This window comes from Streptomyces oryzae (genome assembly GCF_017676365.1).
GTDB lineage: Bacteria > Actinomycetota > Actinomycetes > Streptomycetales > Streptomycetaceae > Streptomyces > Streptomyces oryzae.
This window is the reverse complement of the sequence record NZ_JADKMA010000002.1, coordinates 58104-83183: the sequence shown is the minus strand read 5'-3', so window position 1 is coordinate 83183 and position 25080 is coordinate 58104. Positions and strand designations below refer to the sequence as shown.

Sequence of the window (25080 nt, the reverse complement as noted above, 5' to 3'; positions counted from 1 at the left end):
CCGTCCATCCCCGCGGACATTACAACCCCGAGGCTGAGCACATGAGGTGAGGGCGGCTGTGAGCAGTCCGTATACGCAGTTCAGGAGTCCTTGGCCACCGGTTCCAGAATCGCCACGCACTCCATGTGCTGCGTCATCGGGAAGACGTCGCAGCGTGCACTGCAACAAAACCGCAGGTCACGCCCATGCTTCGCCCCCACTTCCCACGTGTCAAGGCTCGGAGCGTCAAACGAGCGTCATGCCTCCCGCACATTGCTCGTCCGCTCACGGCGCGGTGCCGACAGGACTGCCTCTTCTCCCGAGATCCCGGCTGGACCGCCAGCCGTGGTGCGCGGCGATCATGCCCTGCCCCTCGCGTCGGTGTCCCGACCCGCCTCGCTGCCGGCGGTCATGGCATCGACCACATGCCTGAGTTGGGAGCGCACGGTGATGCCCAGCTTGGGAAACGCTCGGTAAAGGTGCGAGCTGACGGTACGCGGGGACAGATGCAGCTTCTCGGCCACCTCACGGTTGGTGAGTCCGAGCGCCGCCAGCCGCACGATCTGCTGCTGCTGTGGCGTGAGGCCGGCGAAGGAGTCCGGTCTCGTGGTGCCGCTCTGGGCACCGGCGGCCCTGAGTTCGGACTGGGCCCGCGCCACCCAGGGCTGCGCGGCCAGCCGCCGGAAGACGGCCTCGGCGTCGACCAGTGGCGGACGGGCATCGGAGATACGGCGGCGGCGGCGCAGCCACTCCCCGTACGCGAGCAGCGCCTGGCCTCGCTCGAAAGGCCGGCGGGCGAGCGCGGGATTCTCCAGAGCCGCCGTGAAGTGGTGCTCGGCCTCCTCGGCCGGGGCGAGCGCCGCCCGGCTCAGACGGACCAGCGCGGCCCTGCGCGGCGCCAGCGCGCCCGCGTCCGCCAATGACCGCTCGGCTCCGTCCACGATCCGGGTGGCCTCCTCGCGACGGCCGACCCGGGCCGCGGCAGCCGCCAGCTCGGGCAACGCCGGGTAGGAGAGGTGGTAGTGCGTGGGGTTGCCCCGGTCGTCGAAGAGCACACGACAGTGCTGGTAGGCGGTCTCGTGATCGCCTTCCGCGGCGGCGGCGGTGCCCAGCGCGCGGTGGGCGAGAACGAGGACGGAACGGCTCTCCCGCGGGTCGACGAGCGAGAGGGCGTACCGCGCCCGGGCGTGGGCCCCGGCCACGTCACCGCGCAGCGCGCACAGCAGCGCCTCCGTCGCCGCGGCACAGGCTGCGGCGTGATCGAGACCGGCCGACGACGCGACGGCCGCGAGTTCGGCGCAGGCCGTCTGCGCACGGGCCCACCGGCCCTGCTCCAGATAGGCGAGGGCGGCTGCCCCGCCGAGGCCGTCCGGCAGCGGTCCCTGCGCGGTCCACGAGGCGAGCGCCGCGTCGTACGTGCGCGCGGCCAGTTCTGTCTCGTCCAGCAGCCAGGCCGCGGCGGCGAGCAGGATCAGCGTCTGCGGTTCCTCTCGCGCGACCGCGGCCAGGGCGGGCAGCCGCAGAGCGAAGCGCGCGTCGGCGGCCTCCGGATGCGCGACGGCCCCGGCCCAGCCCGCCAGGAGTCTCTCCCGCTCTCCGAGCCGGTGGTCGGGGGGCGCCGAGGCCAGGGGCAGCAGGCGTTCGATCTCGTACAACTGGGCCGGGTCACCGGAGTAGAAGCGCACCACAGCGGCGGCGGCCAGGGCCTCCGACGCCGCCGCGGGATCGGTGTCGGCCAGGGCGGCGGCGGGGCGCATCAGCTGTCCGAAGGCGGCGTTGTGCGAGCTGGTCAGTGTCATGAGCCGGCCGACCTGGAGGGCGGCGAGGGCAGCGGCCGTCGGGTCGTCGGTGGCGGCGCGGGTGCGTGCGGCCAGCCGTTCGACGGAGGCGAGCCTGCCGGTCAGGACCGCCGCACTGGTCGCGGCGGCCAGCAGCCGGGTGCTCTCCCCCCGGTCGGGGTGCAGGTCCGCGGCCCGTTCCAGCATGTGGGCGGCAGCCGCGTAGCCACTGCGGTGACGTGCCCGGTTCGCACTGCCTTCGAGCCGGGCCGAAACCGCCGCGCTCGGGCCGGAGGCAGCGGCGGCAAGGTGCCAGGCGTGCCGGTCGGGATCCTGGTCGCCGAACAGCTCGGCCAGCCCCAGGTGCGCCGCGCGCCGCTCCTCGGCAGGGGCCGTGTGGTAGATCGCGAGGCGGGAGAGCGGATGGTCGCAGCGCAGTCGTCCCCCGCTTCGCCGGACGAGTCCGGCCTCCTCGGCGGGCGCCCACACCGGATCGCCGATGTCGGGAAGCCAGGACAGCACGGTGTGCGACGGGTCCTCGTTGTCGACGGTGGCCAGGCGCACCACCGCGCGGCGCGTCTCGGCGGGCAGTGCGGCCAGCCGGTCGGCGTAGACCCGCCCCAGCCGTTCGGTGACCGGAAGCGGGCCGTGCATCGCGCGGGACGTGCTGTCGTGGTCGCCGACGGCCCGGGCCAGTTCCACCAGGGCGAGGGGGTTGCCCTCGGCCTGGTCGAGGATGGATGCCCGGGTGAGTCCGGCGGGCACCCGCGGTTGGAGGTCCAGCAGCCGTTCCGCCGCGCCGCGGTCGAGGGGCTCCAGGGTGAGGGTCGGTTCCTGAGCGGCGAGCCCGCGCAACGTGGGGTCCCTGGTGGCGACCAGCAGCGTCACCGGTTCGCCGGCCAGACGCCGGGCGGCGAAGGAGAGAGCGTCCAGCGAGGCGCGGTCGGCCCACTGGGCGCCGTCCACGACCACCAGCAGCGGGCGCTCGGCGGCGAGGTCCGACAGCATGGTGAGGACCGCTGTCCCGATGAGCATCGGGTCCGGCGCCTCGCTTCGCTCCGCCATTCCGAAAGCGACGTGCAGCGCCCCGCGCTGCCTGAGAGGCAGGGCGTCGATCCGCCCGCGGACCGGACGTAGCAGCTGGTGCAGCCCCGACAACGCCAGGTGGGTCTCGGACTGGCTGCTGTCGGCCCTGAGTACCCGGCCGCCGTCCGCGGCGAAACGCTCCACGACCGCCTCCACCAGGGTGGTCTTGCCCGCTCCGAACTCTCCCACCACGGTCAGCAGAGCGTCCACCGGCCTCGTCACGGACTCCGCCGCACGCGGCGTGGTCACCGCTGCGACCAGCCTGTCCAACTCGGCTTCTCTGATCACGGCGGTGCCGCTGAGGCCGCAGGCGGTTGTCACTGTGTACTCGTCCACCGGTTCTCCAGATGTGGCGGGATCTTCCAGGGCGCTACGCCTCCGATCACCGCATCCCGCGCATCGACGCTACCAGGGCGTTCTCGGTGTACCCCGGGTGCAGTCACATGACGGACGGCGCCTGCGGTCGGCGCCCAGGACCCTGCGGGCCACCGTGGACATGAAGCCCCACGCGCGCCTGCCCGTCCGCACCGGGGACGGCCGCGGGCCCGCCACCCCGGAGAAGTGCAGTCATGTGTCCGATACCTCCGAGGCACCGCATGCTCGCAGGCTGGAAGACGTCCGAACCTTCGAAGGAGAACAATGACCCCCCATTCCTCCCCGTCCACCGAGACCGGGACGCCGACGGTGAGCACCATCGAACTCGGTGAGGTGCGGATCCACCGCGTCATGGAGTACTCCGACACCACTCCGATGACGACGGATGTCTTCTTCCCCGGCAGCAAGCCCGAGGAGTGGCAGCGGCACACCGAGATGCTGGCGCCCCACCACTGGGAGCCGGACACCGATCTCACCCGAGCCGCCACCCAGTCCTGGGTGCTGCGCAGCGAGGGCAGGATCATCCTGATCGACACCGGCGCGGGTAATGACAAGTACCGCCCGCTGCAACCGATCTGGTCCTATCTGAGCACCGACTACCTGGCGAATCTCGCCGCTGTCGGCGTGCGGCCCGAAGACGTCGACATCGTCGTCAACACCCACCTGCACGACGACCACGTCGGCTGGAACACCCGGCTAGAAGGCCGCGACTGGGTCCCCACCTTCCCCAACGCGACCTACCTCATGCCGCAGCGTGACTTCGAGTACTGGAGGCCCGAGAACCTCCACAACACGGTATTCGGGCGGGGCAACCAGAACGTCTACGAGGACAGCATCGACCCGGTCGTCGAGGCCGGTCTGGTGGAGACCTGGGACGAGTCCTACACCATCGACTCCCACCTCCGCCTCGAATCGGCACCCGGCCACACCCCCGGCGCCTCGATCATCCACCTGGAGTCCGGGGGCGACCGCGCGATCTTCGCCGGCGACCTTCTGCACGGCGCGATCCAGGTGCACGAGCCGCACATCAACAGCTGCTTCGAAGAGGACGAGGACGGTGCTCGCGCCAGCCGTGCGCGCATGTTCGCGCACGCCGCGGACAACAACGCCCTCGTGCTCCCGGCGCACCTGCCCGGACACGGTGCCTTCGAAATGCGCCGCCGGGGTTCCGGCTTCGAGCTGACCAACTGGGCGCCGTTCTCCCGCACCTGATCCGACCGCCCGTCCTGCAAGGAGGAACCCCCTCGTCCACCACGTTGCCCAGGAACCCGGAGAACACGACCGCGGTCCTCGACATGTCCGGCTACCGCGTCACCCGACGAGCCTGGGTCGCGGCTGTCCAGGGCGGGCGTACGACCTGCTGAGCACCGTCTCGAACATCGCCCGCTGGGTCTTCGGCAACCCGGCGGTCTGAGACCGCACCGTCACGCACCCGGCAGCCTCCCCGGACAGCCCTGCCGGACTCACCGACTCACCGACCGGCAAGGAGATTCCGTTGACCGACCGCAACCTCGTCGTGCAAACCGCGCAGGGCGCGGTCCGTGGCACCCTGAGCGACGACCACGCCGTGTTCCTCGGTGTTCCCTACGCCGCGCCTCCCGTCGGCGCGGCCCGTTTCGCGGCCCCGCGACCGCACGATCCGTGGGAGGGGGTTCTGGACGCCACGAAATGGGGACCGACCGCGCCGCAGGCGCCGCGCCGCCTCGGCACACTGGAGATGACGGCCTACTTCGGGTCCGGATGGGTACGAGGGCCGGAATACCTCACCGTCAACGTCTGGGCACCCCGGACCGCGCGGCCCGGTGCGCCGGTCATGGTGTTCGTGCACGGCGGCGCCTTCGTCGCCGGTTCCAACCGGTCGTCCCTCTACGACGGCAGCCGCTTCGCCCGTGACGGCGTCGTGCTGGTCACCGTGAACTACCGGCTCGGCATCCCCGGCTTCCTCGACCTGTCCGGAGCCCCCCGCAACCGGGGTCTGCTCGACGTGCTCCAAGCCCTGCGCTGGGTGCGGGAGAACATCGCCGCCTTCGGCGGGGATCCCGGGAACGTCACGCTGTTCGGTCAGTCGGCCGGTGCCACCCTCACCTGTGCCGTCCTGGCCGATCCCGCGGCAGAGGGACTCGTCGCGCGCGCGATCGTCCAGAGCGGCAACGGACGGGGGGCGTTCACGCCCGAGCAGGCGGCGCGGGTGACGGCCGCCGCGGCCGTGAAGCTGGGTGTCGCACCGTACGCCGAGGCGTTCGCGCGAATCACCGACGAACGTCTCGTCGAAATCATGCCGGGCCTGTCAGGGATCGACTTGCGCACGACGACCGCCGGCGATCCGCTCATCGGGCTCAGCCCGTTCAGCGTGGTGCTCGACCGTCAGCCCGCCGACGCCGTCGCCGACGGAGCGGGCGCGAGCGTGGACTTGCTGATCGGCACGAACGCCGAGGAGGGCAATCTCTACCTGGCCCCGTTCGGCGCGCTCGGCACGTCGACCATGGCCGATGTGGAGGCCACCGCCGCCCTGTTCCGCCCCGACCCCGCGCGGTATGTCGCGTCCTTCCGCCGCAGCCGTCCAGGAGGCACGGCCGGCGAACTGCGCTCCGCCCTCATCGCCGAGGCCCTGTTCGTCGCCGGCAGCCGCGACCTCGCCGACGCGCATGCCGCACACAAGGGTTCCCGTACCTTCCGCTACGAGTTCGCCTGGCGTTCTCCCGCTCTGGGCGGTGAACTGGGCGCGGCGCACACCGTCGAGGTGCCCTTCGTCTTCGATGTGACCGACCAGCCCGGTCTGCTCGGTCCCCACAACCTGCTCGGTGCCGGGACGCCGCCGGCCGAACTCGCCACCCGCACACACGCGGCATGGATCGCCTTCGCCACGACCGGAGACCCGGGCTGGGCTCCGTACGAGCGGGGGAACGGACCACTCATGCGCATCGCAGAGGAGTGGGAGGCCGTCCCGGGACGGCGCCCCGAACCGAGTCCGTCCGCGGGCTGACGATCACGGGCCGGCCTGTTTGATCAGCTCGACGACCGGCCCGTGCGCCGGGCTGTCCCGGTACGCGAAGCGGGGCCCGGTTTCCGCTGGCCCGGTCAACGACGGCACCCGGATCCTCGCCCTCCGCAGACAGTGCCACGAGGTGCTCGTCGCCGCGCTCGACGGCGTGGGTGAGACGGTCGACGCGGCGAGAAGGCGCCGCCGATGCAGGTGTCTCCCTTACGAATTCGCAGGTCAGGAAGGTCTCAACGGGCAATTCGTTCGCTCGAACGCTGCACGGAACGGAACAGGTCGAGCGACTCACCTACGCTATGAACCCGCAGGTCAGGCCGCTTTCCCGGCAGGCTCCAGAATCGCCACGCACTCCATGTGCTGCGTCATCGGGAAGAGGTCGAAGGCGCGGAGGAAGCGGGGGCGGTAGCCGGCGGTGGCGAAGTAGGAGAGGTCGCGGGCGAGGGCGGCCGGGTCGCAGGCGACGTAGGCGATGCGGCGGGGGCCGAGGCCCGCGACGTGGTTGACGAGTTGCTTGCCGGCGCCGGTGCGGGGCGGGTCGAGGACGACGAGGTCGGCCTCGGTGATGCCGGTGCGCGGGAGGACCTTCTCGACCTTGCCGTGCTCGATGCGGACGCGCGGGAAGTCCTGGAGGTTCTTGCGGGCGTCGGCCACGGCCCGCTTGCCCGCCTCGATGCCGAGCACCGCGCCCTTCTCGCCGATGCGGTCGGCCAGCGCTCCAGCGAACAGGCCGACGCCGCAGTACAGATCGAGCGCCGTCTCGCCCTTGCGCGGGGTCAGCCCGCGCATCACGGCGTCGACGAGGAGATCGGCGGCTTGCGGGTGCACCTGCCAGAAGCCGCCCTCGCCGACCCGCCAGGTGCGGCCGTCCGCGCGCTCGCGGACGAAGTCCCGGCCGTGTACGCGGTGCACGGCCCGGTCCTTCTCGCCGACGCGAAGCACGGAAACCTCGCGGTTCAGCTCCACCAGCGGAAGCCGGCCGCCGGGGCGCGGGGTGAGGACGACCTGCCGGTCGGCGGAGCCGGTGGCGGCGATCGCGTCGACGGTGGCGATCTGCGGCCACTCGCGGGCCTCGATGCCCAGCTCCTCCACGCCGGGCGCGGCGATCAGGCAGTGGTCGATGCGCTGGACCTCATGCGAGCGGTGCTTGAGCAGCCCGGCGTGGCCCTCGTCGTCGATGGTGTAGCGCACCCGGGTGCGCCAGGCGGGTACCTCGCCGGGAGCGACCTTGTCACCGGGCGCGGGCTCGACGGTGCCGTCCCAGGAGACGTCCTCGGGGGTCATACCGGCCAGCCGCTGCAGCTGTTCGGTGAGCACCTCGGCCTTGAACCGGCGCTGTGCGCCGGGCTTGACGTGCTGCCAGTCGCAGCCGCCGCAGCGTCCGGGGCCGGAGAAGGGGCAGGGGGCCTCGACACGGTCCTTCGCGGGGTCGAGGATCCGCACCGCGTCGGCCCGCAGGAAGCGGGAGTCGGCGCGGCCCTCGGTCACCCGTGCCACCACCCGCTCGCCGGGCAGCGTGTGCCGTACGAAGAGCACCTGGCCGCTCTCCGTACGGGCGACGCAGTGGCCGCCGTGCGCCACAGGACCGACCTCGACCTCGTACTCCTCCCCCACCAGGGAGGCGGCGAGCTGGTCGGACGCGGGCGCTGACGCGCTGGCTTCGGGCATCAGGGGGTGACTCCAGAGAACTATGGGGCTGCGGGGAGCTGGGCAGACGTGGCCGCAGCTGCCGAGTCTACTTCGCGGCTACTTCCCCCGCTGCCGGGTCAGGCCCCCGGCCGCCTCCGGCCCGCTCCCGGTGCCTTCGCCGGCCTTGGCGCCCTCGCCGGTCCGGGCGCTCTTGACGCTCTCGCCCTCCTTGGCGCCCTTGCCGCTCTTCCCGTTCCTGCCGTCCTTCTGCGCCTTCCGCGGCTGGATGACGGGGCCGCGGCGCACCGAGCCGGGGGCGTTCCACTGCTCGCGCCGCCGGGCCCGTTTCTTGGCGACCTCGGAGGACTCCAGCTGGTAGGGCACCGACGTGACCATGACGCCCGGTGTGAACAGCAGCCGCCCCTTGAGCCGAAGGGCGCTCTGGTTGTGCAGCAGGTGCTCGTACCAGCGGCCGACCACGTACTCGGGGATGAAGACGCTGACCACGTCGCGGGGCTGCTCCTGGCGCAGCCGCTTCACGTAGGCGATGACCGGGCGCGAGATCTCCCGGTAGGGCGAGTCGAGGATGGTGAGCGGGATGTCGATGCCGCTCTCGTCCCACTCCCGGCGCAGCTGCTCCGTCTCGTGCGGGTCCATGTTGACGGTGACGGCCTCGAGGGTGTCGGAGCGCAGCAGCTTGGCGTAGCGCAGGGCGCGCAGCGTCGGCTTGTGGATCTTCGATACGAGTACGAAGGAGTGCACCCGCGAGGGGCGCAGCTTGGCCTCGGCCGGGTCCTCGGCCGCCAGTTCCTCGGCGACGCCGTCGTAGTGCCGGCGGATGCCGGTCATCACTGCGTAGAAGAGCGCCATGCCCACCAGGGAGACCCAGGCCCCGTGGGTGAACTTGGTCACCAGCACCACCACGAGCACCAGCCCGGTGAAGAAGGCTCCGAAGGCGTTGATGGCGCGCGAGCGGTACATGTGGCGGCGGCGCGCGCGGTCGGTCTCGGTGGTCAGCAGCCGGTTCCAGTGCCGGACCATGCCCGTCTGGCTGAGCGTGAACGAGACGAACACGCCCACGATGTAGAGCTGGATCAGGCGGGTGGAGTCGGCTCCGTAGACCACCACGAGTATCGTCGCGGCCCCGGCCAGCAGCACGATGCCGTTGGAGAAGGCGAGCCGGTCGCCGCGGGTGTGCAGCTGGCGCGGCAGATAGCGGTCCTGCGCCAGGATCGAGCCGAGCAGCGGGAAGCCGTTGTATGCGGTGTTGGCGGCCAGGAACAGCACCAGTGCGGTGGCCGCCGCCAGGTAGACGAACGGAAGCGTCCCGTCGCCGAACACCGCTGCCGCGACCTGGGAGATGACCGGGTTCTGGGTGTAGTCAGCACCCGCCGGGTGACCGTTGATCAGCAGGTCCTTGGCCGGGTCCTCGGCCATCCGCACATGGGTGCTCAGGGCCAGGGCTATGACGCCGCAGAACATGGTGACGGCGATCAGGCCCATCATCGCCAGCGTCGTCGCTGCGTTCTTCGACTTGGGCTTGCGGAAGGCGGGCACGCCGTTGCTGATCGCCTCGACACCGGTCAGCGCCGCACAGCCGGAGGAGAAGGCGCGCAGCAGCAGGAACGCCAGCGCGAAACCGGCGACCCCGGACTGCTCGGTGTGGATCTCGTAGTCCGCGGTCGGGGCGCGCATCTCGTCGCCCAGGATGACGCCGCGCACCGCCCCCCAGATCAGGAGCCCGAGCACACCGACGACGAAGCAGTAGGTCGGAACGGCGAAGAGCTTGCCGGACTCGCGTACGCCCCGCAGGTTCATCAGCGTCAGCAGCACGATCACCACGACCGCGCAGAGTGTCTTGTGCTCGACGACGAACGGGATGGCCGAGCCGAGGTTCTCCACCCCGGAGGAGATGGACACCGCCACGGTCAGTACGTAGTCGACCAGCAGCGCGCTGGCGACCGTCAGGCCCGCTCTGCGGCCGAGGTTGGTGGTCGCCACCTCGTAGTCCCCGCCACCGCTCGGGTAGGCGCGGACGTTCTGCCGGTAGGAGGTCACCACCGTGAACATCAGCACGACGACCGCGACGGCGATCCACGGGCTGAAGCTGTAGGCGGAGACCCCTGCCACCGAGAGGACCAGCAGTACCTCACCAGGCGCGTACGCGACGGAGGAAAGCGGGTCCGAGGCGAACACCGGAAGGGCGAGACGCTTGGGCAGCAGCGTCTCGGAGAGCCTGTCGCTGCGCAGCGCCCTCCCGAGGAGGAGTCGTTTCGGTACGTCGGTCATCCTGGACACGCAGAGGATCGTATGCGGTCAGTCGTGCGATGCTGATACGGCCCGCTGTACGGGATGAAGGGACGGGCGTTGCACATTGTGATCATGGGCTGCGGACGAGTAGGAGCAGAGCTCGCGCAGACCCTGGAGCGACAGGGCCACACGGTCGCGGTCATCGACCGGGACCCCACCGCATTCCGGCGCCTCGGCTCGGGCTTCGGCGGCCGCCGGGTCACAGGCATCGGCTTCGACCAGGACACCCTGCGCGAGGCCGGTATAGAGGAAGCGGGCGCATTCGCAGCGGTCAGCAGCGGCGACAACTCGAACATCATCGCGGCCCGGGTGGCACGTGAGATGTTCGGCACACAGCACGTGGCCGCGCGGATCTACGACCCCCGGCGCGCCGAGGTCTACCAGCGGCTCGGCATCCCCACGGTGGCCACCGTGCGCTGGACCGCCGACCAGATGCTGCGCAGGCTGCTGCCGTCCGGCTCCGAACCACTGTGGCGGGACCCGAGCGGCGCCGTACAGCTCGCCGAGGTGCACACCTCCCCGGCGTGGGTCGGTGAACGCGTCAGCAAGCTCCAGGAGGAAGCCGGAGTGCGCATCGCCTTCCTCACCCGGCTGGGCGAGGCCATACTGCCCACGTCCCAAACCGTCCTCCAGGAAGGCGACCTGGTGCATGTGATGATGCGCTGCGACGAGGTCGCGCGGGTCGAGGAAGTTTTCACTGGGGGGCCGGAGTCGTGAGGGTCGCTATTGCCGGAGCCGGCGCGGTGGGCCGCTCCATCGCGGGCGAGCTGCTGGAGAACGGGCACGAGGTGCTGCTCATCGACAAGGCGCCGACGGCCATCTCGGTCGAGCGGGTGCCGCAGGCCGAGTGGCTGCTGGCCGACGCGTGCGAGATCACCTCGCTCGACGAGGCGGCGCTGGAGCGCTGCCATGTGGTGATCGCCGCGACGGGTGACGACAAGGTCAACCTGGTGGTCTCCCTGCTGGCCAAGACGGAGTACGGCGTGCCGCGCGTCGTGGCCCGGGTCAACAACCCGAAGAACGAGTGGCTGTTCAACGAGTCGTGGGGCGTGGACGTCGCCGTCTCGACGCCGCGCCTGATGTCGGCGCTGGTGGAGGAGGCGGTCAGCGTCGGTGACCTGGTGCGGCTGATGCGCTTCTCGCAGGGCGACGCGAACCTGGTCGAGCTGACGCTGCCGCCCGAGTCCACCCTGGCCGGCACCCGCGTGGGCGATGTGAGCTGGCCGGAGGACACCGCGCTGGTGACCATCATCCGCGGCACCCGGGTGCTGACGCCGGACCCGGACGACGCCTTGGAGGCGGGCGACGAGCTCCTCTTCGTCGCCGCACCCGCCCGCGAGGAACAGCTGGAGGAGCTGCTCTCGGCCCGGGGGTGAAGCCCGGGGGGTGAGACCCGCGGACGAGGCCCGGGGACAAGGCCCGCGCAGCAGCCTGTTCGGGCCGGGCGCCGTCAGCCCTTCTTCACCAGCGCGATCCACACCTGGCCGCGGGCGAAGGGCAGTCGGCGCCCGCTCTCGGCCTCGGTGAAGGTGGTGCCGCCGCTCGCCGACGGGCGCGACCAGTGCGCCTCGTACGCCTTGCCGTCCCGCAGCACCAGCGCGTCGCCCGAGCCCACCGTCTCGGTGAACGGGGTGTTGCTGCCGGAGCGGTCGTGGAAGCGCGACTGGCGCACGGTCACGTGCTGGATCACCACCGTCGCGGGCGCCAGCCGGCCGTCCCCGCGGGAGCGGGCCGGGGTGCCGTCCATCGTCACCAGCCAGCGGCGGCGCTCCTGCGACCAGGTGAAATCGAAGCGGGCCGCTGGATAGCTGACCGTCTCCCCGGCCGTCGACCGGCCGCCCTTGGGCGCGGCGCCGAAGCGGAAGCCGATGTCACGGGGCGCCGAGGCGTCGTCAGCGGCCCGCTCGGCGCGCCGGGCCTTGAGGTAGAGGTTGTGCGGGGCGCGGCGGGCCGGGTCCCGTTCGTAGCCGTCGCTCAGTTCGCCGGGTGGCAGCAGCCGCAGCGGGGCCGCTTCCAGGGTCGGCAGGAGCTTGCCCTGTACGCCGGAGAAGGCGAGCGCGGGGTGGTCGAACTGGCGCAGCAGCTCGATGTCGGACTCCCGTGCGCTGCGGACGGGCCCGACGGTGGCGGGGACGTCGGAGGCGAAGACGGCCAGTATCCGGCTGAGGCCCGCCTCGACTTCCTCGGTGTAGACGATGTCGGCGTGCTGGAGCCCGGTCTGCGGGCGGGCGGCTGCCACGTTGTCGACCTTCACGGCCAGTACGTGGTCGCCCGTGCGCCGCTCGCCGGTGAACGGGGACGCGTCCTCCCCGTCGTCGCCGGACCGGCAGGCGGCGAGGGCTCCGCCGGCGCCGATCGCCAGCGCGGTACGCAGCAGCGTCCTGCGCCGTGTCGCTCCGTGTGCGGGCCGCCCGGCCCGGATGGGCTCTGCCATACCGTGTCGCCTCCGTCACCGAGCGTACTGGCAGCGGCGACGAAGGACCACCGGACACTCGCCCCTCGGCGGCTGGGCGCGACCGCGAGGAGCGCGCCCGTGACGAGCGCGCCCGCTCTCAGGAGCTGGCGGCCTTGGCGGCCTCCTCCTCGGCCTCCATCTCCGCGATGACGTTGATCGGCGGCGGCGCCTTGGCCAGGAAGATCCAGGTGAGGTAGACCGCAAGCAGGAACGGGGGGATCTTCAGGATGACGGTCACCCAGCCGAACTGCGTGGTGTCGCCCCAGAAGTACAGCGGGAAGAGCACGGCGCACTTGCCGAGCAGGATGAGGCCCCAGGCGTAACTCGCCTTGGTGTACGCCTTCTTGCGGCCGGGGTTGCGCTTGCGCCAGGAGAGGTTCTCCTTGAACACCGGCCCGAGCACCAGCCCGAGCAGCGGCACACCGGCCATGGAGGTGACGAGGTAGGCGAGCGCCAGGCCGAGGGTGTACAGCATGCCCGGCAGATAGAAGTCCTTGGCGTTGCCGGTCATCATCGCGAACAGCACACCGAAGCCGACTCCGAAGATCCCGCTGAACGCGTGCTTGACGGTGTCCTTGCGGAACAGCCGGAAGACGACCATCACGGCGGAGATCGCCAGAGCGGTGATGGCGGGTAGGTGGATGTCCTGGGTCACCGTGTACATCGCGATGAACACCAGTCCTGGCACGGTCGTCTCGACCAGGCCCCGCACACCGCCGAACGCCTCGAACAGCGCCGCTTCCGTCACGGCCTGCGATCCGGCAGCGCCGGCCTGCCGACCGTCCGGCGCCTCCGCTTCGGTCTGCTTGTCGGGAGGGGTCACCCGCTACTCCTGTCCGAGGGGTCGCAGCTCGTATTTGGGGTTGAACATCACGGGACGGCCGTGGTTGACGGTGATCCGCCCCCAGGCGATCAGCTTGCGGCCCGGTTCGATCCCCGCGATGGAACGGCGGCCCAGCCAGACGACGTCCAGCGAGGCCGACCCGTCGAACAGCTCGGCCTCCAGAGTCGGGACTCCGGCACGTGGCCGCAGCGTCACGGTGCGCAGCGTACCGGTTACCCGCACCATGTCGCGGTCGCTGCATTCGGCGATACGGGCACAGCCCGTGACCTCCGCTTCCTCACGCAGCTCGGCCGAGCGCAGGTCCTCCTCGGAGGAGGAGAGCCGTTCCAGGAACCTCCGGAACCGCCCGCTTCCCGTGCCCCGCTGTTCTCGGGTGGCGCCAGTCATAACCGCCAGGGTACCGCCGCATGCCGCCCCGGTTCCCCCGCCCTTGAACACGGATCCACAGCCGAAAGGGTTCTCACCTCTCGAACCGGTACCCCATCCCCGCCTCTGTGACGAAGTGCCGCGGATGCGAGGGGTCGGTCTCCAGTTTGCGGCGGAGCTGGGCTATGTAGACGCGCAGATAGTTGGTCTCGGTGCCGTACGAGGGGCCCCAGACCTCCTTGAGGAGCTGCTTCTGGCTCACCAGGCGGCCGGGGTTGCGGACCAGCACCTCCAGCAGGTGCCACTCGGTGGGGGTGAGCCGTACGTCGCCGCCGTCACGGTGCACCTTCTTCGCGGCGAGGTCGACGGTGAAGGTGTCGGTCTCGATGACGCCGACACCGTCCGGCATCCCGGCCGGCGGCTCGGCACGCCGGACAGCGGCGCGCAGCCGGGCCAGCAGTTCGTCCATGCCGAACGGCTTGGTGACGTAGTCGTCGGCCCCGGCGTCCAGCGCCTCCACCTTCTCGTCGGACGTCTGCCGCGCGGAGAGCACCAGGACCGGCACCCGGGTCCAGCCGCGGATGCCGCGGATGACATCCACTCCGTCCATGTCGGGCAGGCCAAGGTCCAGGACGACGACGTCGGGGTGCCGGTCGGCGACCATGCGCAGCGCGGTGGCGCCGTCGTGCGCGGCGTCCACCTCGTACTTGCGGGCCTTGAGGTTGATCACGAGGGCGCGGACGATCTGCGGTTCGTCGTCGACCACGAGCACCCGGTGCATGCTTGCTTCCTCTCGATTCCGTTGTGGCCGCTCAGGCGCCGGAGCGCTGCGGCTGGGGCTGCGACTGCTGCTGGGCCTGCAACCCGGGTGGCGCGCCGGTACGCGCGGACGGCCGGGGGCGCACCGGCCCGCGCCCGTGCGCCGCGCACAGGGTGAGCACCATGGTCATCCCGCCGCCCGGGGTGTCCTCCGCCTCCAAGGTGCCGCCCATCGCCTCGGCGAAGCCGCGGGCGACGGCGAGTCCGAGTCCGACTCCGGCGCCGCCGGGGGCGTCGCCGTAGCGCTGGAAAGGCTCGAAGATGCGGTCCTTGTCGCTGTCGGGCACTCCGGGGCCGCGGTCTGTGACCCGCACCTCCACCCGGTCGGCCAGGGCGCTCGCCCTCACCAGCACCTTCTTGCCGTCCGGGCTGTACTTGACCGCGTTCTCCACCAGGTTGGCCACGGTGCGCTCCAGCAGTCCCGGATCGACCGCGACCAGCGGCAGCGCCTCGGCGACGGCCAGCCGGACGCTGCCCTCGGGCACCGAGCCCAGCGCCTTGGGGACGACCTCCTCAAGGCTGATGTCCTTGATGTGGGGCTTGACGGTGCCGGTCTGCAGCCGGGACATGTCCAGCAGATTGCCGACGAGGTTGTCCAGCTTGTCCGCGCCTTCCTCAATGGCGCCCAGCAGCTCCGCCTCGTCCTCCGCCGACCACTCGACGTCGCCGGAGCGCAGCGAGGAGACGGACGCCTTGATGGCGGCCAGCGGGGTGCGCAGGTCGTGCGAGACGGCGGCCAGCAGTGCGGTGCGGATGCGGTTGCCCTCTGCCAGCTCCCGCGCCTGCTCCGCCTCACCCAGCAGACGCTGCCTGTCGAGCACCCCGGCGGCCTGCGCGGCGAAGGCGGCGAGCACCCTGCGGTCCTCCGCGGGCAGCACCCGTCCGGAGAGCACCAGCATCATGTTGTCGCCTACGGGCATGTCCGTGTCGCCGTGCTCGGGGAGGGCCAGCCGCTTGTCGGACTCGGTGGTGCCGACGCTGCCCGCACACGTCCAGGCGGCCCGCTCGTCGGCCCGCTCCAGCAGCGCGACGCAGTCCATGGCGAAGGTCTCCCGCACCCGCTCCAGCAGCGCCTCAAGGCTGGACCCGCTGCCGGGCGCTCCGGTGCCGTGCTGTGCCTCGCCGCGCAGCACGCTGCCCGCCAGCACGGAGAGTATCTCCGACTCGGCGCGCAGCCTGGCCGCCTGCTGGGTACGCCGGGCCGCCAGGTCCACCACCGAGGCGACGGCGACGGCGACGCCGAAGAAGACCGCGATCGAGACCACGTTGCGGCCGTCGCTGATCGTCCACGTACGCACCGGATCGGTGAAGTAGAAGTTCAGCAGCGCCGAGCAGACCGTGGCCGAGGCGAGCGCGGGCAGCAGCCCGCCCACCATCCCCGCGGCGACTGTGAGCACCAGGAAGAGCAGTACGTCGTTGGCGAAGCCGATGCCCGGGTCGGAGGCCAGCATCAGGAACGTCAGCAGCGGTGGGGCTCCGAACGCGGTCAGCCACCCGGCGACGACCCGTGCCGTGCCCAGCCGTGCCGCGCGCGCCCCCGGCAGTCCGCGCCCCTTGGCGACCTCTTCGTGGGTGACGATGTGCACGTCCAGGTCGGGGCCCGAGTCCCGGGCGACGGTTGCGCCCACTCCGGGCCCGAAGACGTACTGCCATGCCTTGCGGCGCGAGGAACCGAGCACGATCTGGGTCGCGTTGACGCCGCGCGCGAACTCCAGCAGGGCCTGGGGGATGTCGTCCCCGATGACGTGGTGGTAGGTGCCGCCCAGGTCCTCCACCAGGGTGCGCTGGACGGCCAGTTCCTGGGGCGAGGCGGAAGTGAGGCCGTCGGCGCGGGAGATGTGGACGGCCAGGATCTCACTGCCCGAGCCCTTGGCCGCCATCCGGGAGGCGCGGCGGATGAGGGTGCGGCCCTCGGGCCCGCCGGTGAGGCCGACGACTATGCGCTCCCGGGCCTGCCAGGTGGAGCGTATGCGGTGCTCGGAGCGGTACTGCTGGAGGTATTCGTCGACCCGGTCGGCGGTCCACAGCAGCGCCAGCTCCCGCAGGGCGGTCAGATTGCCGGGCCGGAAGTAGTTGGAGAGCGCGGCGTCGACCTTGTCGGGCGCGTAGATGTTGCCGTGCGCCATGCGGCGGCGCAGCGACTGCGGCGACATGTCGACCAGCTCGATCTGGTCGGCACGCCGCACCACCTCGTCCGGCACGGTCTCCCGCTGCCGTACGCCCGTGATCGACTCCACCACGTCGCCGAGCGACTCCAAGTGCTGGATGTTGACGGTGGAGACGACGTCTACCCCGGCGGCCAGCAGCTCCTCGACGTCCTGCCAGCGCTTGTGGTTCCGGGAGCCCGGCACGTTGGTGTGCGCCAGCTCGTCCACGACGGCCACGGCGGGACGGCGCGCGAGCACCGCGTCCGTGTCCATCTCGGTGAGCACCGCGCCACGGTAGGTGATCTCGCGGCGCGGCACCTGCTCGAGCCCGTGCAGCAGCACCTCGGTGCGCGGCCGGTCGTGGTGCTCGACGAACCCGACCACCACGTCGGTGCCCCGCTCCACCCGGCGGTGCGCCTCGGAGAGCACGGCATAGGTCTTACCGACACCGGGCGCGGCGCCGAGGAAGACCCGCAGCCGACCCCGGCGCGGCTGCACTCCAGACGACATGACCCCATTGTCCTCGCTGCGCGGGCCAACCTGCCCGCGTGCGGGCCCACCGGCCGTCAGGGTTCCGTATGGATCACCGCGCCAAGGCCCATCGCGCACGGCAAGGCGGACAACAAAGGCCGGGCCCCGAAAAAGGCCCGGCCTTTGCGCGCGCTGGGGGCTCAGAGTCAGAGGTTCCAAGACTTGGAACCTTCATCCCCGCCCGTTCAAGCGCTGGGCGCTCAGCGCGCCCGCTGGACGCACCCGCTCAACGCACCTCGGAGATCTCCGGTCCGCGCTGCAGCTTGTCGAGGCCGCCCGCGAAGCGGGAGCCCTCCTCGACGGTCTCCTGCTGCACGCCGTCCGGCACCATCTGCGCGTCCTCCGGCAGCTTCAGCACGATCGGGTCGCGCGGCGCCATCGGCCCGTCGCCCCGCACCACGACCGTGTCCCGGAAGATCTGCTCCAGCACCCCGGCCGCCTGCGGCTGCACCGCGCCCTGGCCGGAGATCACGCCCCGCAGGAACCACCGCGGCCCGTCCACGCCGACGAACCGCACGACCTGGACGCCGCCCGTGCCGTCGGGCAGCTGCACCGGCACCTGGGCCCGCAGCTCCCAGCCCAGCGGGCCGTCGGCCTCGTCGATGACGCCGCCCTGCTGGGTGATCCCCGTGGCGATCTCCTCGCGCACCTCGTCCCAGATGCCCTCGCGCTTGGGCGCGGCGAAGGCCTGGAGCTGGATGGCGCTGTCCTGCAGCACGACGGTCGCCGCGACGATCGCGTCACCGGCGACCTCGACCCGCAGCTCCATCCCCTCGACACCGGGGATGAAGAGGCCGCCCAGGTCGACCCTGCCGGAGCTGGGGTCGGTGACTTCCTCGATGTCCCAGGGGCCGTCCGGACGGGGGGCCGGGGGCAGCTTGATGCGGGTCTCGCCGCTCCCTGCGGCGTCGGCTTCCACGCCGTCCTGCGGCTCGTCCTGGCCGTCCTGTTCCGTCTCGAACTCGTCCGAGGTGCCCTCAGGCTCTTCGCTCTTCTTGCGACGACGTCCGAACACGTCACTGTCCTCTCAGGTCGGAAGCTCGATCGGCACCGACCGCAACGTAATCCTTCTGCTGTGCGGCTGTCTGCCGGGCGACGCCCGGCTCGTCGGCAGAGGCGTTCTGCCGGGCCGGGCGGCCTGCCGCGTGGCCGCCCGTGGAGCCGAACCCGCCCGTCGCACGTACCGAGCCGGGCAGCTCCTCAACCTCGCGGAAACGCACCTTCTCCACCTGCTGGACGACGAGTTGGGCGATACGGTCGAACCGCTCGAACCGCACAGCCTCGCGCGGATCCAGATTGGCCACAATCACCTTGATCTCACCACGGTACCCGGCATCCACCGTTCCCGGTGCATTCACCAGCGAGACGCCACAGCGGGCCGCGAGACCGGAACGCGGGTGGACGAACGCGGCGTAGCCCTCGGGCAGGGCGAGGGAGATACCGGTGGGCAGTACGGCCCGCTCCCCGGGCGCCAACTCCGCACTCTCGGTGGTCACCAGATCGCAGCCGGCGTCCCCGGGGTGCTGGTAGGACGGAATCGGCACCTCCGGGTCCGTACGCCGCAGCAGGATCTCGACGCTGTCGCTCATGGGTTCACCTCGAAGGCGCGGGTGCGCCTGATCTGGTCGGGGTCGTCCATGGCCGCCCGGATCTCCTCCTCGCGGCCGTTCTCGATGAAGTGGTCCACCTTCACCTCTATGAAGACGGCGTCGGCGCGTACGGCCACCGGCCCGTCGGGGCCGCCGATCCGGCCGGTGGCCGTGGAGTAGATCTTGCGCCCGTGCACGGCGGTGGCGTGTGCCTCGATGTGCAGCAGCGTGTCCACCGGAACCGGACGCACGAAGTCGGTTTCCAGCCGGCCCGTCACCGCGATCACATGCATCAGCCAGCCGAGCGAGCCCAGCGTCTCGTCCAGCGCGCTGGTCAGCACCCCGCCGTGGGCGAGCCCCGGAGCGCCCTGGTGGGCGGGCTTGACGGTGAACTCGGCTGTGACGCTCACGCCGTCGCCGGCCCGTGCCACCAAGTGCAGCCCGTGCGGCTGTCCCCCGCCGCAGCCGAAGCACATCTCGTAGTGGGCACCCAGCGGCTCACCGGGTGCGGGGGCCTCGGGGTGCCGTACCGGCGCCACGGCGTCGGGCGGCGGCTCCAGCGAGGTCTTCGGGGGACTGGGGGGATTGACGGAACTCACGGGTGCAGACCTTACCGCCGCGCGAGCGGCCCCAGGGCGCCGTGCCAAGCTGGACACATGGTTCCCGCCGCCCCGCCCTACGACGAACGCCTGACGGCTCCCCGCTCCTGGTGGCTGATCGCCGCCGGTTTCGGTGTCGCCTGCGCCCTGATGCTGTTCCCCTTCGGCCCGCTGCCGCTGCTGTGCGGGCTGGTGGCCGGCACCGCGCTGGCAGCGGTGTGCGTGAGCGCCTACGGCAGCGTGCGGGTACGCGTGGTTGCGGGCTCGCTGGTCGCGGGGGACGCGCGGATTCCGGTGTCGGCGCTGGGCGAAGCCGAGCCGCTGGACGCCGACGAGGCGCGCGCCTGGCGTACCCACAAGGCGGACATGCGCGCACACATGGTGCTGCGCGGCTACGTTCCGACAGCGGTGCGGATCGAGGTGACCGACCCGGAGGACCCGACGCCGTACGTCTACGTCTCCACCCGGCACCCGGAGCAGCTGGCGGCGGCCCTGCGCGCGGCCCGGGAGACGTCCGCTTCGTAGCTCAGGCGCCGGGCAGTTGCCCCGCCTCGTCCGCAGTGCCGCGCAGCTCCGCGCGCAGCTCGGTGGTGCCGCGCAGGTCGGCGCGGACGCGGGCGGCGAGCTTCGCGGTGTCCTGGTGGTTGGTGAAGGCGCCGACGGCGGCGCCGATCAGAAACGGCGTAAGGTTCGGCAGATTGCGCAGCATGCGCTTCATGATCCGGTGCTGCAGCCGACGGCGGAGCTCCCCGCCCACGGCCGCGCTCAGGCTGCCGGGCCTGATGGCCTCGATACCGCGCTCCCAGGCCCAGGACCCCAGATAGGCGGTGGCCCGCTCGCGGGCGTTGCCGGGCGCGCGGCGGCCGTAGACCTCGTGCAGCTCGGCGATCAGTTTGAGCTCGACAGCGGCTAGGCCGACGATCTCCGCCGCCAGTTCGGCGGGCATCGCGGGCGGCACCGGCAGCATCGCCCCCGCACCGACACCGGCACCCACGGTCGCAGCGCCCTTGGTGGCTCCTGCGACCAGTTTGTCCGCCAGCTCCTCGGTGCTCAGCCCAGGGAACTGCGAGCGGAGCGTTTCCAGATCCCGTACCGGCACGCAGGGTGCGGTCTCGATGACGCGCTCGGCGACAGTGCGCAGAAACGCCTGAGTGCGGCGCCCCCGTGTGCGCCACAAGCCGGTGCCGCGCCGATCGCTCGCGGCCCCCTGCGGATCGCCCCCGGGCAGTGCGGACGGCCCCCTCCCGCCCTCGCACGGCTTTGGGCCGCGCCGGTGCGGCTCACGGCCGCTTCCGCGCGGTACGAGGCCGTGCTCGTACGCCACGGGCTCGTACGACCCGGGCTCGTACGACTCGAGCGAGGCCGACCGGTCATGAGGGCCTCGCTCGTCGTCACGCGCGCCTTCGACCGCCACGAGCAGTCGGTCCGTTCTCAGGCCGCGCAGTCGCGGCAGATCGGCTGGCCGTTCTTCTCCGCGGCGAGCTGGGAGCGGTGGTGCACCAGGAAGCAGCTCATGCACGTGAACTCGTCCGCCTGGCGGGGCAGGACCCGCACGGACAGTTCTTCGTTGGAGAGATCGGCGCCGGGCAGCTCGAGGCCCTCGGCCTGCTCGAACTCGTCCACGTCGACATTGGACGCGGACTTGTCGTTCCGCCGGGCCTTCAGCTCCTCGATGCTGTCTTCGTTGACGTCGTCGTCGGTCTTGCGTGGAGTGTCGTAATCCGTAGCCATTGTCGCTCTCCCCCTCTGGGTGTCTGTGGTGTCTCCAGCGCACGTAACGCGTGAGAGGCCGGACTTGTGCCCGGCCCGAGGCGGAGATTTTGCCTCACATCAAGGTCTGTTACTCAATCGACACCCAACCGCACCCCTGAAGAGGTGATCATGTCGGTTGTCGAGGAGGACCATAAACGGTCCCCGGTGGTGCTCCGCACACGCCATCCCGGGTACTGCCCACGATCTCCACCTGCGAAAACCCGGACTTTCCGGGATTTCTTCCCGCTCGTCGGCCACGCTGCGCACCCACCCGAGAAATCGTGTGTGTGATCGATCACAGCTCGGCCGTAAGGTGCGGGAAGGCCGATAATTCCGCATATAGCGAACAGGCTTCCGGGCTGCTCACCCTACGTTGGGCTATTTCTGGCCACTTTTCGTCACCTCCACGTCTCTCACAGCGGCAGCGTCACCCGCATCACCAGGCCACCGTCCTCGCGCGGCACGGCCGAGACCGCACCGCCGTGCGCCCGCGCCACCGAGCGCACGATCGACAACCCGAGCCCGACGCCCTTGTCGCTGCCCGTCCGCTCCGTGCGAAGACGCCGGAACGGCTCGAAGAGGTTGTCCACCTCGTAGGCGGGGACGACGGGACCGGTGTTCTCGACGACCAGCACCGCCTGCCCCGGCTGCGCCTGAGTACTCACCGAGACCCAGCCGCCCTCACGCAGGTTGTAGCGCACGGCATTCTGCACCAGGTTCAGTGCGACGCGCTCCAGGAGTACCCCGTTGCCCTGCACATATGTGGGCTGACGCACGCCGCGCAATTCGATGCCCTTGGTGTCGGCCTCGCCACGCGCCTGCTCGACGGCCTGCGAGGCCACCTCGGCCAGGTCCACGGGCTTGCGGTCCACCAGCTCGTTCTCGCTCCGCGCGAGCAGCAGCAGCCCCTCCACCAGCTGCTCGCTGCGCTCGTTGGTGGCCAGCAGCGTCTTGGCCAGCTGTTGCAGCTCCGGCGACGCGTCCGGGTCGGCGAGCTGCACCTCCAGCAGCGTGCGGTTGATCGCCAGGGGGGTGCGCAGCTCGTGCGAGGCGTTGCCCACGAAGCGCTGCTGCGCGGTGAAGGCCCGCTCCAGGCGGTCCAGCATCTCGTCGAAGGTGTCCGACAGCTCCTTCAGCTCGTCGTCCGGGCCCTCCAGCTCGATCCTCTTGTGCAGATCGGAACCGGCGACCTGACGCGCCGTTCGGGTGATGCGGCCCAGCGGCGAGAGCACACGGCCCGCCATCACATAGCCGAAGGCGAAAGCGGCCACCGCCAGCCCGAGCAGCGCCAGCAGGGAGCGGCGCAACAGCCCGTCCAGCGCCATCCTGCGCTGCTCCTCGGCACACGCCGACAGCCGCTGCATGAACACATCGCTGGGGAGCGTTCCGGTCAGCCCCGGACAGCGGTCGGAGGTCGGCTGCGCGTTCCCGTTGAGGATGCGGAACGGCAGCTGGCTGGCGTCGTCCAGCGCCTGCGCGGCCAGCAGATAGATGATCGTCAGCAGCAGCATGCCGGCGATCAGGAACATGCCGCCGTACAGCAGCGTGAGCCTTATCCGGATGGTGGGCCGCAGCCAGGGCGAGGAGCGGGGCGTCTCGCGCGGGTCCCAGTTCGGCTTGGGCGGAGCCGGAGGCACCTGGCCGCCGCCGGCGCCGCCGCTGCCCTGGCCGTTCCCCGGGCCGCCGCTCGCGCCCGGTCCTGCCCCGGTGGAGGAGGTGGAGGAGGCCATCGACGTCAGATCCGGTACCCGGCGCCCGGCACGGTGACGATGACCGGCGGCTCACCCAGCTTGCGGCGCAGCGTCATCACCGTCACCCGCACCACGTTGGTGAACGGGTCGGTGTTCTCGTCCCACGCCTTCTCCAGCAGCTGCTCGGCGGAGACGACGGTGCCCTCTCCGCGCATCAGCACCTCCAGCACGGCGAACTCCTTGGGCGCCAGCTGGATCTCCTCACCGTCCCGGAAGACCTCGCGGCGGCCCGGGTCCAGCCGGATCCCGGCACGTTCCAGCACCGGCGGCAGCGGCGTCGTCGTACGCCGCCCCAGCGCGCGCACGCGGGCCGTCAGCTCGGAGAAGGCGAAGGGCTTGGGCAGATAGTCGTCCGCACCCAGCTCCAGGCCCTCCACCCGGTCGCTGACGTCACCGGAGGCCGTGAGCATCAGCACCCGCGTGGCCAGGCCGAGCTCGACGATCCGGCGGCAGACGTCGTCGCCGTGGACGAGGGGCAGGTCGCGGTCGAGTACGACCACGTCGTAGTCGTTGACGTCGATACGCTCCTGCGCCGCCTCGCCGTCGTAGACCACATCGACGGCCATGGCCTCCCTGCGGAGACCCATCGCCACGGCATCGGCGAGCAGCTGCTCGTCCTCGACGACGAGTACGCGCACGGCGCTGTTCCTTCCTGGGTACGGATGCGGGATCCCCTGGACATGGACGGGGACCCTGCTTCCCATCGTGCACCGGGCCCCGGTAAATCGGCGGTAAGAGCCGAGGTGAGAGGCTGGGAGCGGACTCCGGCACGGGACCCTGGCACTTTTTCGCAGCGCTTGAGGTTTCTCTGAGGTTCCCGTTGGGGAGGACCTGAGCACCACCCACGATCACGCCCTGTGCGCAGCGTGCCACGACGCACCGCTGACGCAAGATGCGGGGACCACGCCGTGATCGCGGAAGCACCACAAACCCTCGGCACTCCCCGGTGCCACCGACCCGCGACGAGGGGGCACACCATGGACGCATTCACCGCAGGCATCCTGCAGCGTATACGGACCACCGAGTCCGACCTGCACCGCGCACGTGAATCGGGCGACGACTTCCTCGTGGACGTCGAGCAGTCGGAACTGGAAGACCTCCACCGCCTCGCCGCCGAACACGGCGTACAGGTCGCCTGACGGCGAGTTCCACTCCACCACGGTGCGGCCCCCCGGATGGGGGCCGCACCTTTTTGTGCTCCCTAGTCGTGCCAGGCGCCCAGGCGCTCCAGCAGGGGCTGGAGGGCCTCGAAGACGCCAGGGGAGGCGGCGATGGTGAGGTCGCCGTCGGCGGGCTGTCCGGGGCGGCCGCCCGTGACGGCACCGGCCTCGCGGGCGATGAGCTCCCCCGCTGCGAGGTCCCAGGGGTTGAGGCCGCGCTCGTAGTAGCCGTCCAGCCGTCCGGTGGCGACATCGCACAGGTCGACGGCGGCCGACCCGGCGCGGCGGATGTCGCGCACCCGTGGCAGGAGTTCCTGGAGAACGGCGGCCTGGGCGACCCGCCGCTCGGTGATGTAGCCGAAGCCGGTGCCGATCAGCGCCTGTTCCAGCGGAGGCGACGGGCGGCAGCGCAGCCGGTGCCCGTTCAGAAAGGCGCCCTGGCCGCTCACCGCGTGCCAGGTCTCCCCGAGCACGGGGGCCGCCACGACGCCCACGACGCGCTCGCCGTGGTACTCGGCGGCGATGGAGACGGACCAGTCGGGGCGGCCGTACAGATAGTTGACGGTGCCGTCCACCGGGTCGATCACCCAGCGGACGCCGGAGGTGCCGTCGCTGGTGGCACCCTCCTCGCCGAGGAAGCCGTCGTGCGGGCGGTGCTCGGTCAGATAGCCGGTGATCAGCTTCTCGGAGGCCAGGTCCATCTCGGTGACCACGTCGATGGGGCTGGTCTTGGTCGCGGCCACGCCCAGATCGGCGGGTCGGCCGTCCCGCAGGAGGGCGCCCGCGCGGGCTGCTGCCTCCTGGGCGAGGGCGAGCAGTTCGGCCTTGAGCGCGTCGTCGGCACGCTCGGGTGCGGACGGCGAGGTGTCAGTCACTGTTGTCGCTGCTCCAGTCATCGGTATGTGGCGGGTGCGG

At 71.2% G+C, this 25080-nt stretch carries 22 protein-coding genes; 6 read left to right on the top strand and 16 right to left on the bottom strand.

Features of this window, described 5'->3' with window-relative positions:
- Positions 1–338: 338 nt before the first annotated feature.
- The gene (locus ITI46_RS00830; RefSeq protein ID WP_209237150.1) at positions 339–3179 is read right to left on the bottom strand and encodes a helix-turn-helix transcriptional regulator; all 2841 of its coding nucleotides are present in this window, start codon (positions 3177–3179) and stop codon (positions 339–341) included.
- Positions 3180–3482: 303 nt separating this feature from the next.
- Between ITI46_RS00830 and ITI46_RS00825 the strand changes: the two genes are divergently transcribed.
- Both ITI46_RS00825 and ITI46_RS00820 read left to right on the top strand, forming a co-directional pair.
- Positions 3483–4430, top strand: coding sequence for an MBL fold metallo-hydrolase (locus ITI46_RS00825; protein ID WP_209237148.1), 948 nt, complete (start codon positions 3483–3485; stop codon positions 4428–4430).
- Between the two features lie 283 nt (positions 4431–4713).
- On the top strand, positions 4714–6201 hold the full coding sequence (locus tag ITI46_RS00820) for a carboxylesterase/lipase family protein (protein WP_209237146.1): 1488 nt from the start codon (positions 4714–4716) through the stop codon (positions 6199–6201).
- A 324-nt stretch (positions 6202–6525) separates the two neighbouring features.
- Here the strand turns inward: ITI46_RS00820 and ITI46_RS00815 are convergent, their stop codons facing one another.
- Positions 6526–7881 carry a class I SAM-dependent RNA methyltransferase gene (locus tag ITI46_RS00815; RefSeq protein WP_209237145.1) on the bottom strand — a complete coding sequence of 452 codons (1356 nt, stop codon included), beginning with the start codon at positions 7879–7881 and terminating at the stop codon, positions 6526–6528.
- Positions 7882–7959: 78 nt separating this feature from the next.
- Positions 7960–10140, bottom strand: a complete 2181-nt coding sequence (locus tag ITI46_RS00810) for an APC family permease (protein WP_307808002.1) — start codon at positions 10138–10140, stop codon at positions 7960–7962.
- A 69-nt stretch (positions 10141–10209) separates the two neighbouring features.
- Between ITI46_RS00810 and ITI46_RS00805 the strand changes: the two genes are divergently transcribed.
- Positions 10210–10869 carry a potassium channel family protein gene (locus tag ITI46_RS00805; protein ID WP_209237143.1) on the top strand — a complete coding sequence of 220 codons (660 nt, stop codon included), beginning with the start codon at positions 10210–10212 and terminating at the stop codon, positions 10867–10869.
- Positions 10866–11528: a potassium channel family protein gene (locus ITI46_RS00800; protein WP_209237141.1), complete on the top strand. Its 663-nt coding sequence runs from the start codon at positions 10866–10868 to the stop codon at positions 11526–11528. Before ITI46_RS00805 ends, ITI46_RS00800 begins: the two co-directional genes overlap by 4 nt.
- A 74-nt stretch (positions 11529–11602) precedes the next feature.
- On the opposite strand, the gene ITI46_RS00795 is transcribed toward ITI46_RS00800, so the two are convergent.
- From ITI46_RS00795 to ITI46_RS00760, 8 genes are all read right to left on the bottom strand, one after another.
- Positions 11603–12586 carry a DUF3048 domain-containing protein gene (locus ITI46_RS00795; RefSeq protein ID WP_209237140.1) on the bottom strand — a complete coding sequence of 328 codons (984 nt, stop codon included), beginning with the start codon at positions 12584–12586 and terminating at the stop codon, positions 11603–11605.
- Between the two features lie 118 nt (positions 12587–12704).
- On the bottom strand, positions 12705–13430 hold the full coding sequence (locus ITI46_RS00790; RefSeq protein WP_209237139.1) for a DUF3159 domain-containing protein: 726 nt from the start codon (positions 13428–13430) through the stop codon (positions 12705–12707).
- A gap of 3 nt (positions 13431–13433) precedes the next feature.
- Positions 13434–13838: an OB-fold nucleic acid binding domain-containing protein gene (locus ITI46_RS00785; RefSeq protein ID WP_209237138.1), complete on the bottom strand. Its 405-nt coding sequence runs from the start codon at positions 13836–13838 to the stop codon at positions 13434–13436.
- Positions 13839–13911: 73 nt separating this feature from the next.
- Entirely contained in the window at positions 13912–14598 is a 687-nt protein-coding gene (locus ITI46_RS00780) for a response regulator (RefSeq protein ID WP_209237137.1), read from the bottom strand.
- A gap of 31 nt (positions 14599–14629) precedes the next feature.
- Complete coding sequence (locus ITI46_RS00775) at positions 14630–17293, bottom strand: ATP-binding protein (protein ID WP_209237135.1); 2664 nt, start codon at positions 17291–17293, stop codon at positions 14630–14632.
- Positions 17294–17540: 247 nt separating this feature from the next.
- Entirely contained in the window at positions 17541–18329 is a 789-nt protein-coding gene (locus ITI46_RS00770; protein WP_209237134.1) for a DUF3710 domain-containing protein, read from the bottom strand.
- A 1-nt stretch (position 18330) separates the two neighbouring features.
- A complete protein-coding gene (gene dut / locus ITI46_RS00765; RefSeq protein WP_209237133.1) occupies positions 18331–18903 on the bottom strand; it encodes a dUTP diphosphatase in 573 nt (190 codons plus the stop codon).
- Positions 18900–19502 (bottom strand): PaaI family thioesterase, encoded by a 603-nt coding sequence (locus ITI46_RS00760; protein ID WP_209237132.1) that lies wholly within the window; start codon positions 19500–19502, stop codon positions 18900–18902. The genes dut and ITI46_RS00760 overlap by 4 nt, the downstream gene beginning before the upstream one ends.
- 57 nt (positions 19503–19559) lie before the next feature.
- On the opposite strand from ITI46_RS00760, the gene ITI46_RS00755 reads away from it, so the two are divergent.
- The gene (locus tag ITI46_RS00755) at positions 19560–20027 is read left to right on the top strand and encodes a DUF3093 domain-containing protein (protein ID WP_209237131.1); all 468 of its coding nucleotides are present in this window, start codon (positions 19560–19562) and stop codon (positions 20025–20027) included.
- Between the two features lies 1 nt (position 20028).
- Here ITI46_RS00755 and ITI46_RS00750 read toward each other — a convergent pair whose 3' ends face one another.
- The 4 genes from ITI46_RS00750 to ITI46_RS00735 all read right to left on the bottom strand — a co-directional run bounded on the left by ITI46_RS00750 (position 20029) and on the right by ITI46_RS00735 (position 23643).
- Positions 20029–20916, bottom strand: coding sequence for a hypothetical protein (locus ITI46_RS00750; RefSeq protein ID WP_307808001.1), 888 nt, complete (start codon positions 20914–20916; stop codon positions 20029–20031).
- A 17-nt stretch (positions 20917–20933) separates the two neighbouring features.
- A complete protein-coding gene (locus ITI46_RS00745; protein ID WP_016470291.1) occupies positions 20934–21233 on the bottom strand; it encodes a DUF4193 domain-containing protein in 300 nt (99 codons plus the stop codon).
- A 434-nt stretch (positions 21234–21667) separates the two neighbouring features.
- The gene (locus ITI46_RS00740; protein WP_247745262.1) at positions 21668–22984 is read right to left on the bottom strand and encodes a sensor histidine kinase; all 1317 of its coding nucleotides are present in this window, start codon (positions 22982–22984) and stop codon (positions 21668–21670) included.
- Positions 22985–22989: 5 nt separating this feature from the next.
- Positions 22990–23643, bottom strand: a complete 654-nt coding sequence (locus ITI46_RS00735) for a response regulator transcription factor (protein ID WP_209237130.1) — start codon at positions 23641–23643, stop codon at positions 22990–22992.
- 339 nt (positions 23644–23982) lie between these two features.
- On the opposite strand from ITI46_RS00735, the gene ITI46_RS00730 reads away from it, so the two are divergent.
- The gene (locus tag ITI46_RS00730) at positions 23983–24144 is read left to right on the top strand and encodes a hypothetical protein (protein ID WP_181856676.1); all 162 of its coding nucleotides are present in this window, start codon (positions 23983–23985) and stop codon (positions 24142–24144) included.
- A 62-nt stretch (positions 24145–24206) separates the two neighbouring features.
- Here ITI46_RS00730 and ITI46_RS00725 read toward each other — a convergent pair whose 3' ends face one another.
- A complete protein-coding gene (locus ITI46_RS00725; protein WP_209237129.1) occupies positions 24207–25061 on the bottom strand; it encodes an inositol monophosphatase family protein in 855 nt (284 codons plus the stop codon).
- Between the last annotated feature and the right edge of the window lie 19 nt (positions 25062–25080).

Coding starts and splice junctions, on each gene's coding strand:
- ITI46_RS00815 (WP_209237145.1), bottom strand. CDS start 7,881: ATGCCCGAAGCCAGCGCGTCAGCGCCCGCGTCCGACCAGCTCGCCGCC.
- dut (WP_209237133.1), bottom strand. CDS start 18,903: ATGAGCGACAGCGTCGAGATCCTGCTGCGGCGTACGGACCCGGAGGTG.
- ITI46_RS00825 (WP_209237148.1), top strand. CDS start 3,483: ATGACCCCCCATTCCTCCCCGTCCACCGAGACCGGGACGCCGACGGTG.
- ITI46_RS00730 (WP_181856676.1), top strand. CDS start 23,983: ATGGACGCATTCACCGCAGGCATCCTGCAGCGTATACGGACCACCGAG.
- ITI46_RS00775 (WP_209237135.1), bottom strand. CDS start 17,293: ATGTCGTCTGGAGTGCAGCCGCGCCGGGGTCGGCTGCGGGTCTTCCTC.
- ITI46_RS00745 (WP_016470291.1), bottom strand. CDS start 21,233: ATGGCTACGGATTACGACACTCCACGCAAGACCGACGACGACGTCAAC.
- ITI46_RS00725 (WP_209237129.1), bottom strand. CDS start 25,061: ATGACTGGAGCAGCGACAACAGTGACTGACACCTCGCCGTCCGCACCC.
- ITI46_RS00755 (WP_209237131.1), top strand. CDS start 19,560: ATGGTTCCCGCCGCCCCGCCCTACGACGAACGCCTGACGGCTCCCCGC.
- ITI46_RS00780 (WP_209237137.1), bottom strand. CDS start 14,598: ATGCACCGGGTGCTCGTGGTCGACGACGAACCGCAGATCGTCCGCGCC.
- ITI46_RS00740 (WP_247745262.1), bottom strand. CDS start 22,984: ATGGCCTCCTCCACCTCCTCCACCGGGGCAGGACCGGGCGCGAGCGGC.
- ITI46_RS00795 (WP_209237140.1), bottom strand. CDS start 12,586: ATGGCAGAGCCCATCCGGGCCGGGCGGCCCGCACACGGAGCGACACGG.
- ITI46_RS00785 (WP_209237138.1), bottom strand. CDS start 13,838: ATGACTGGCGCCACCCGAGAACAGCGGGGCACGGGAAGCGGGCGGTTC.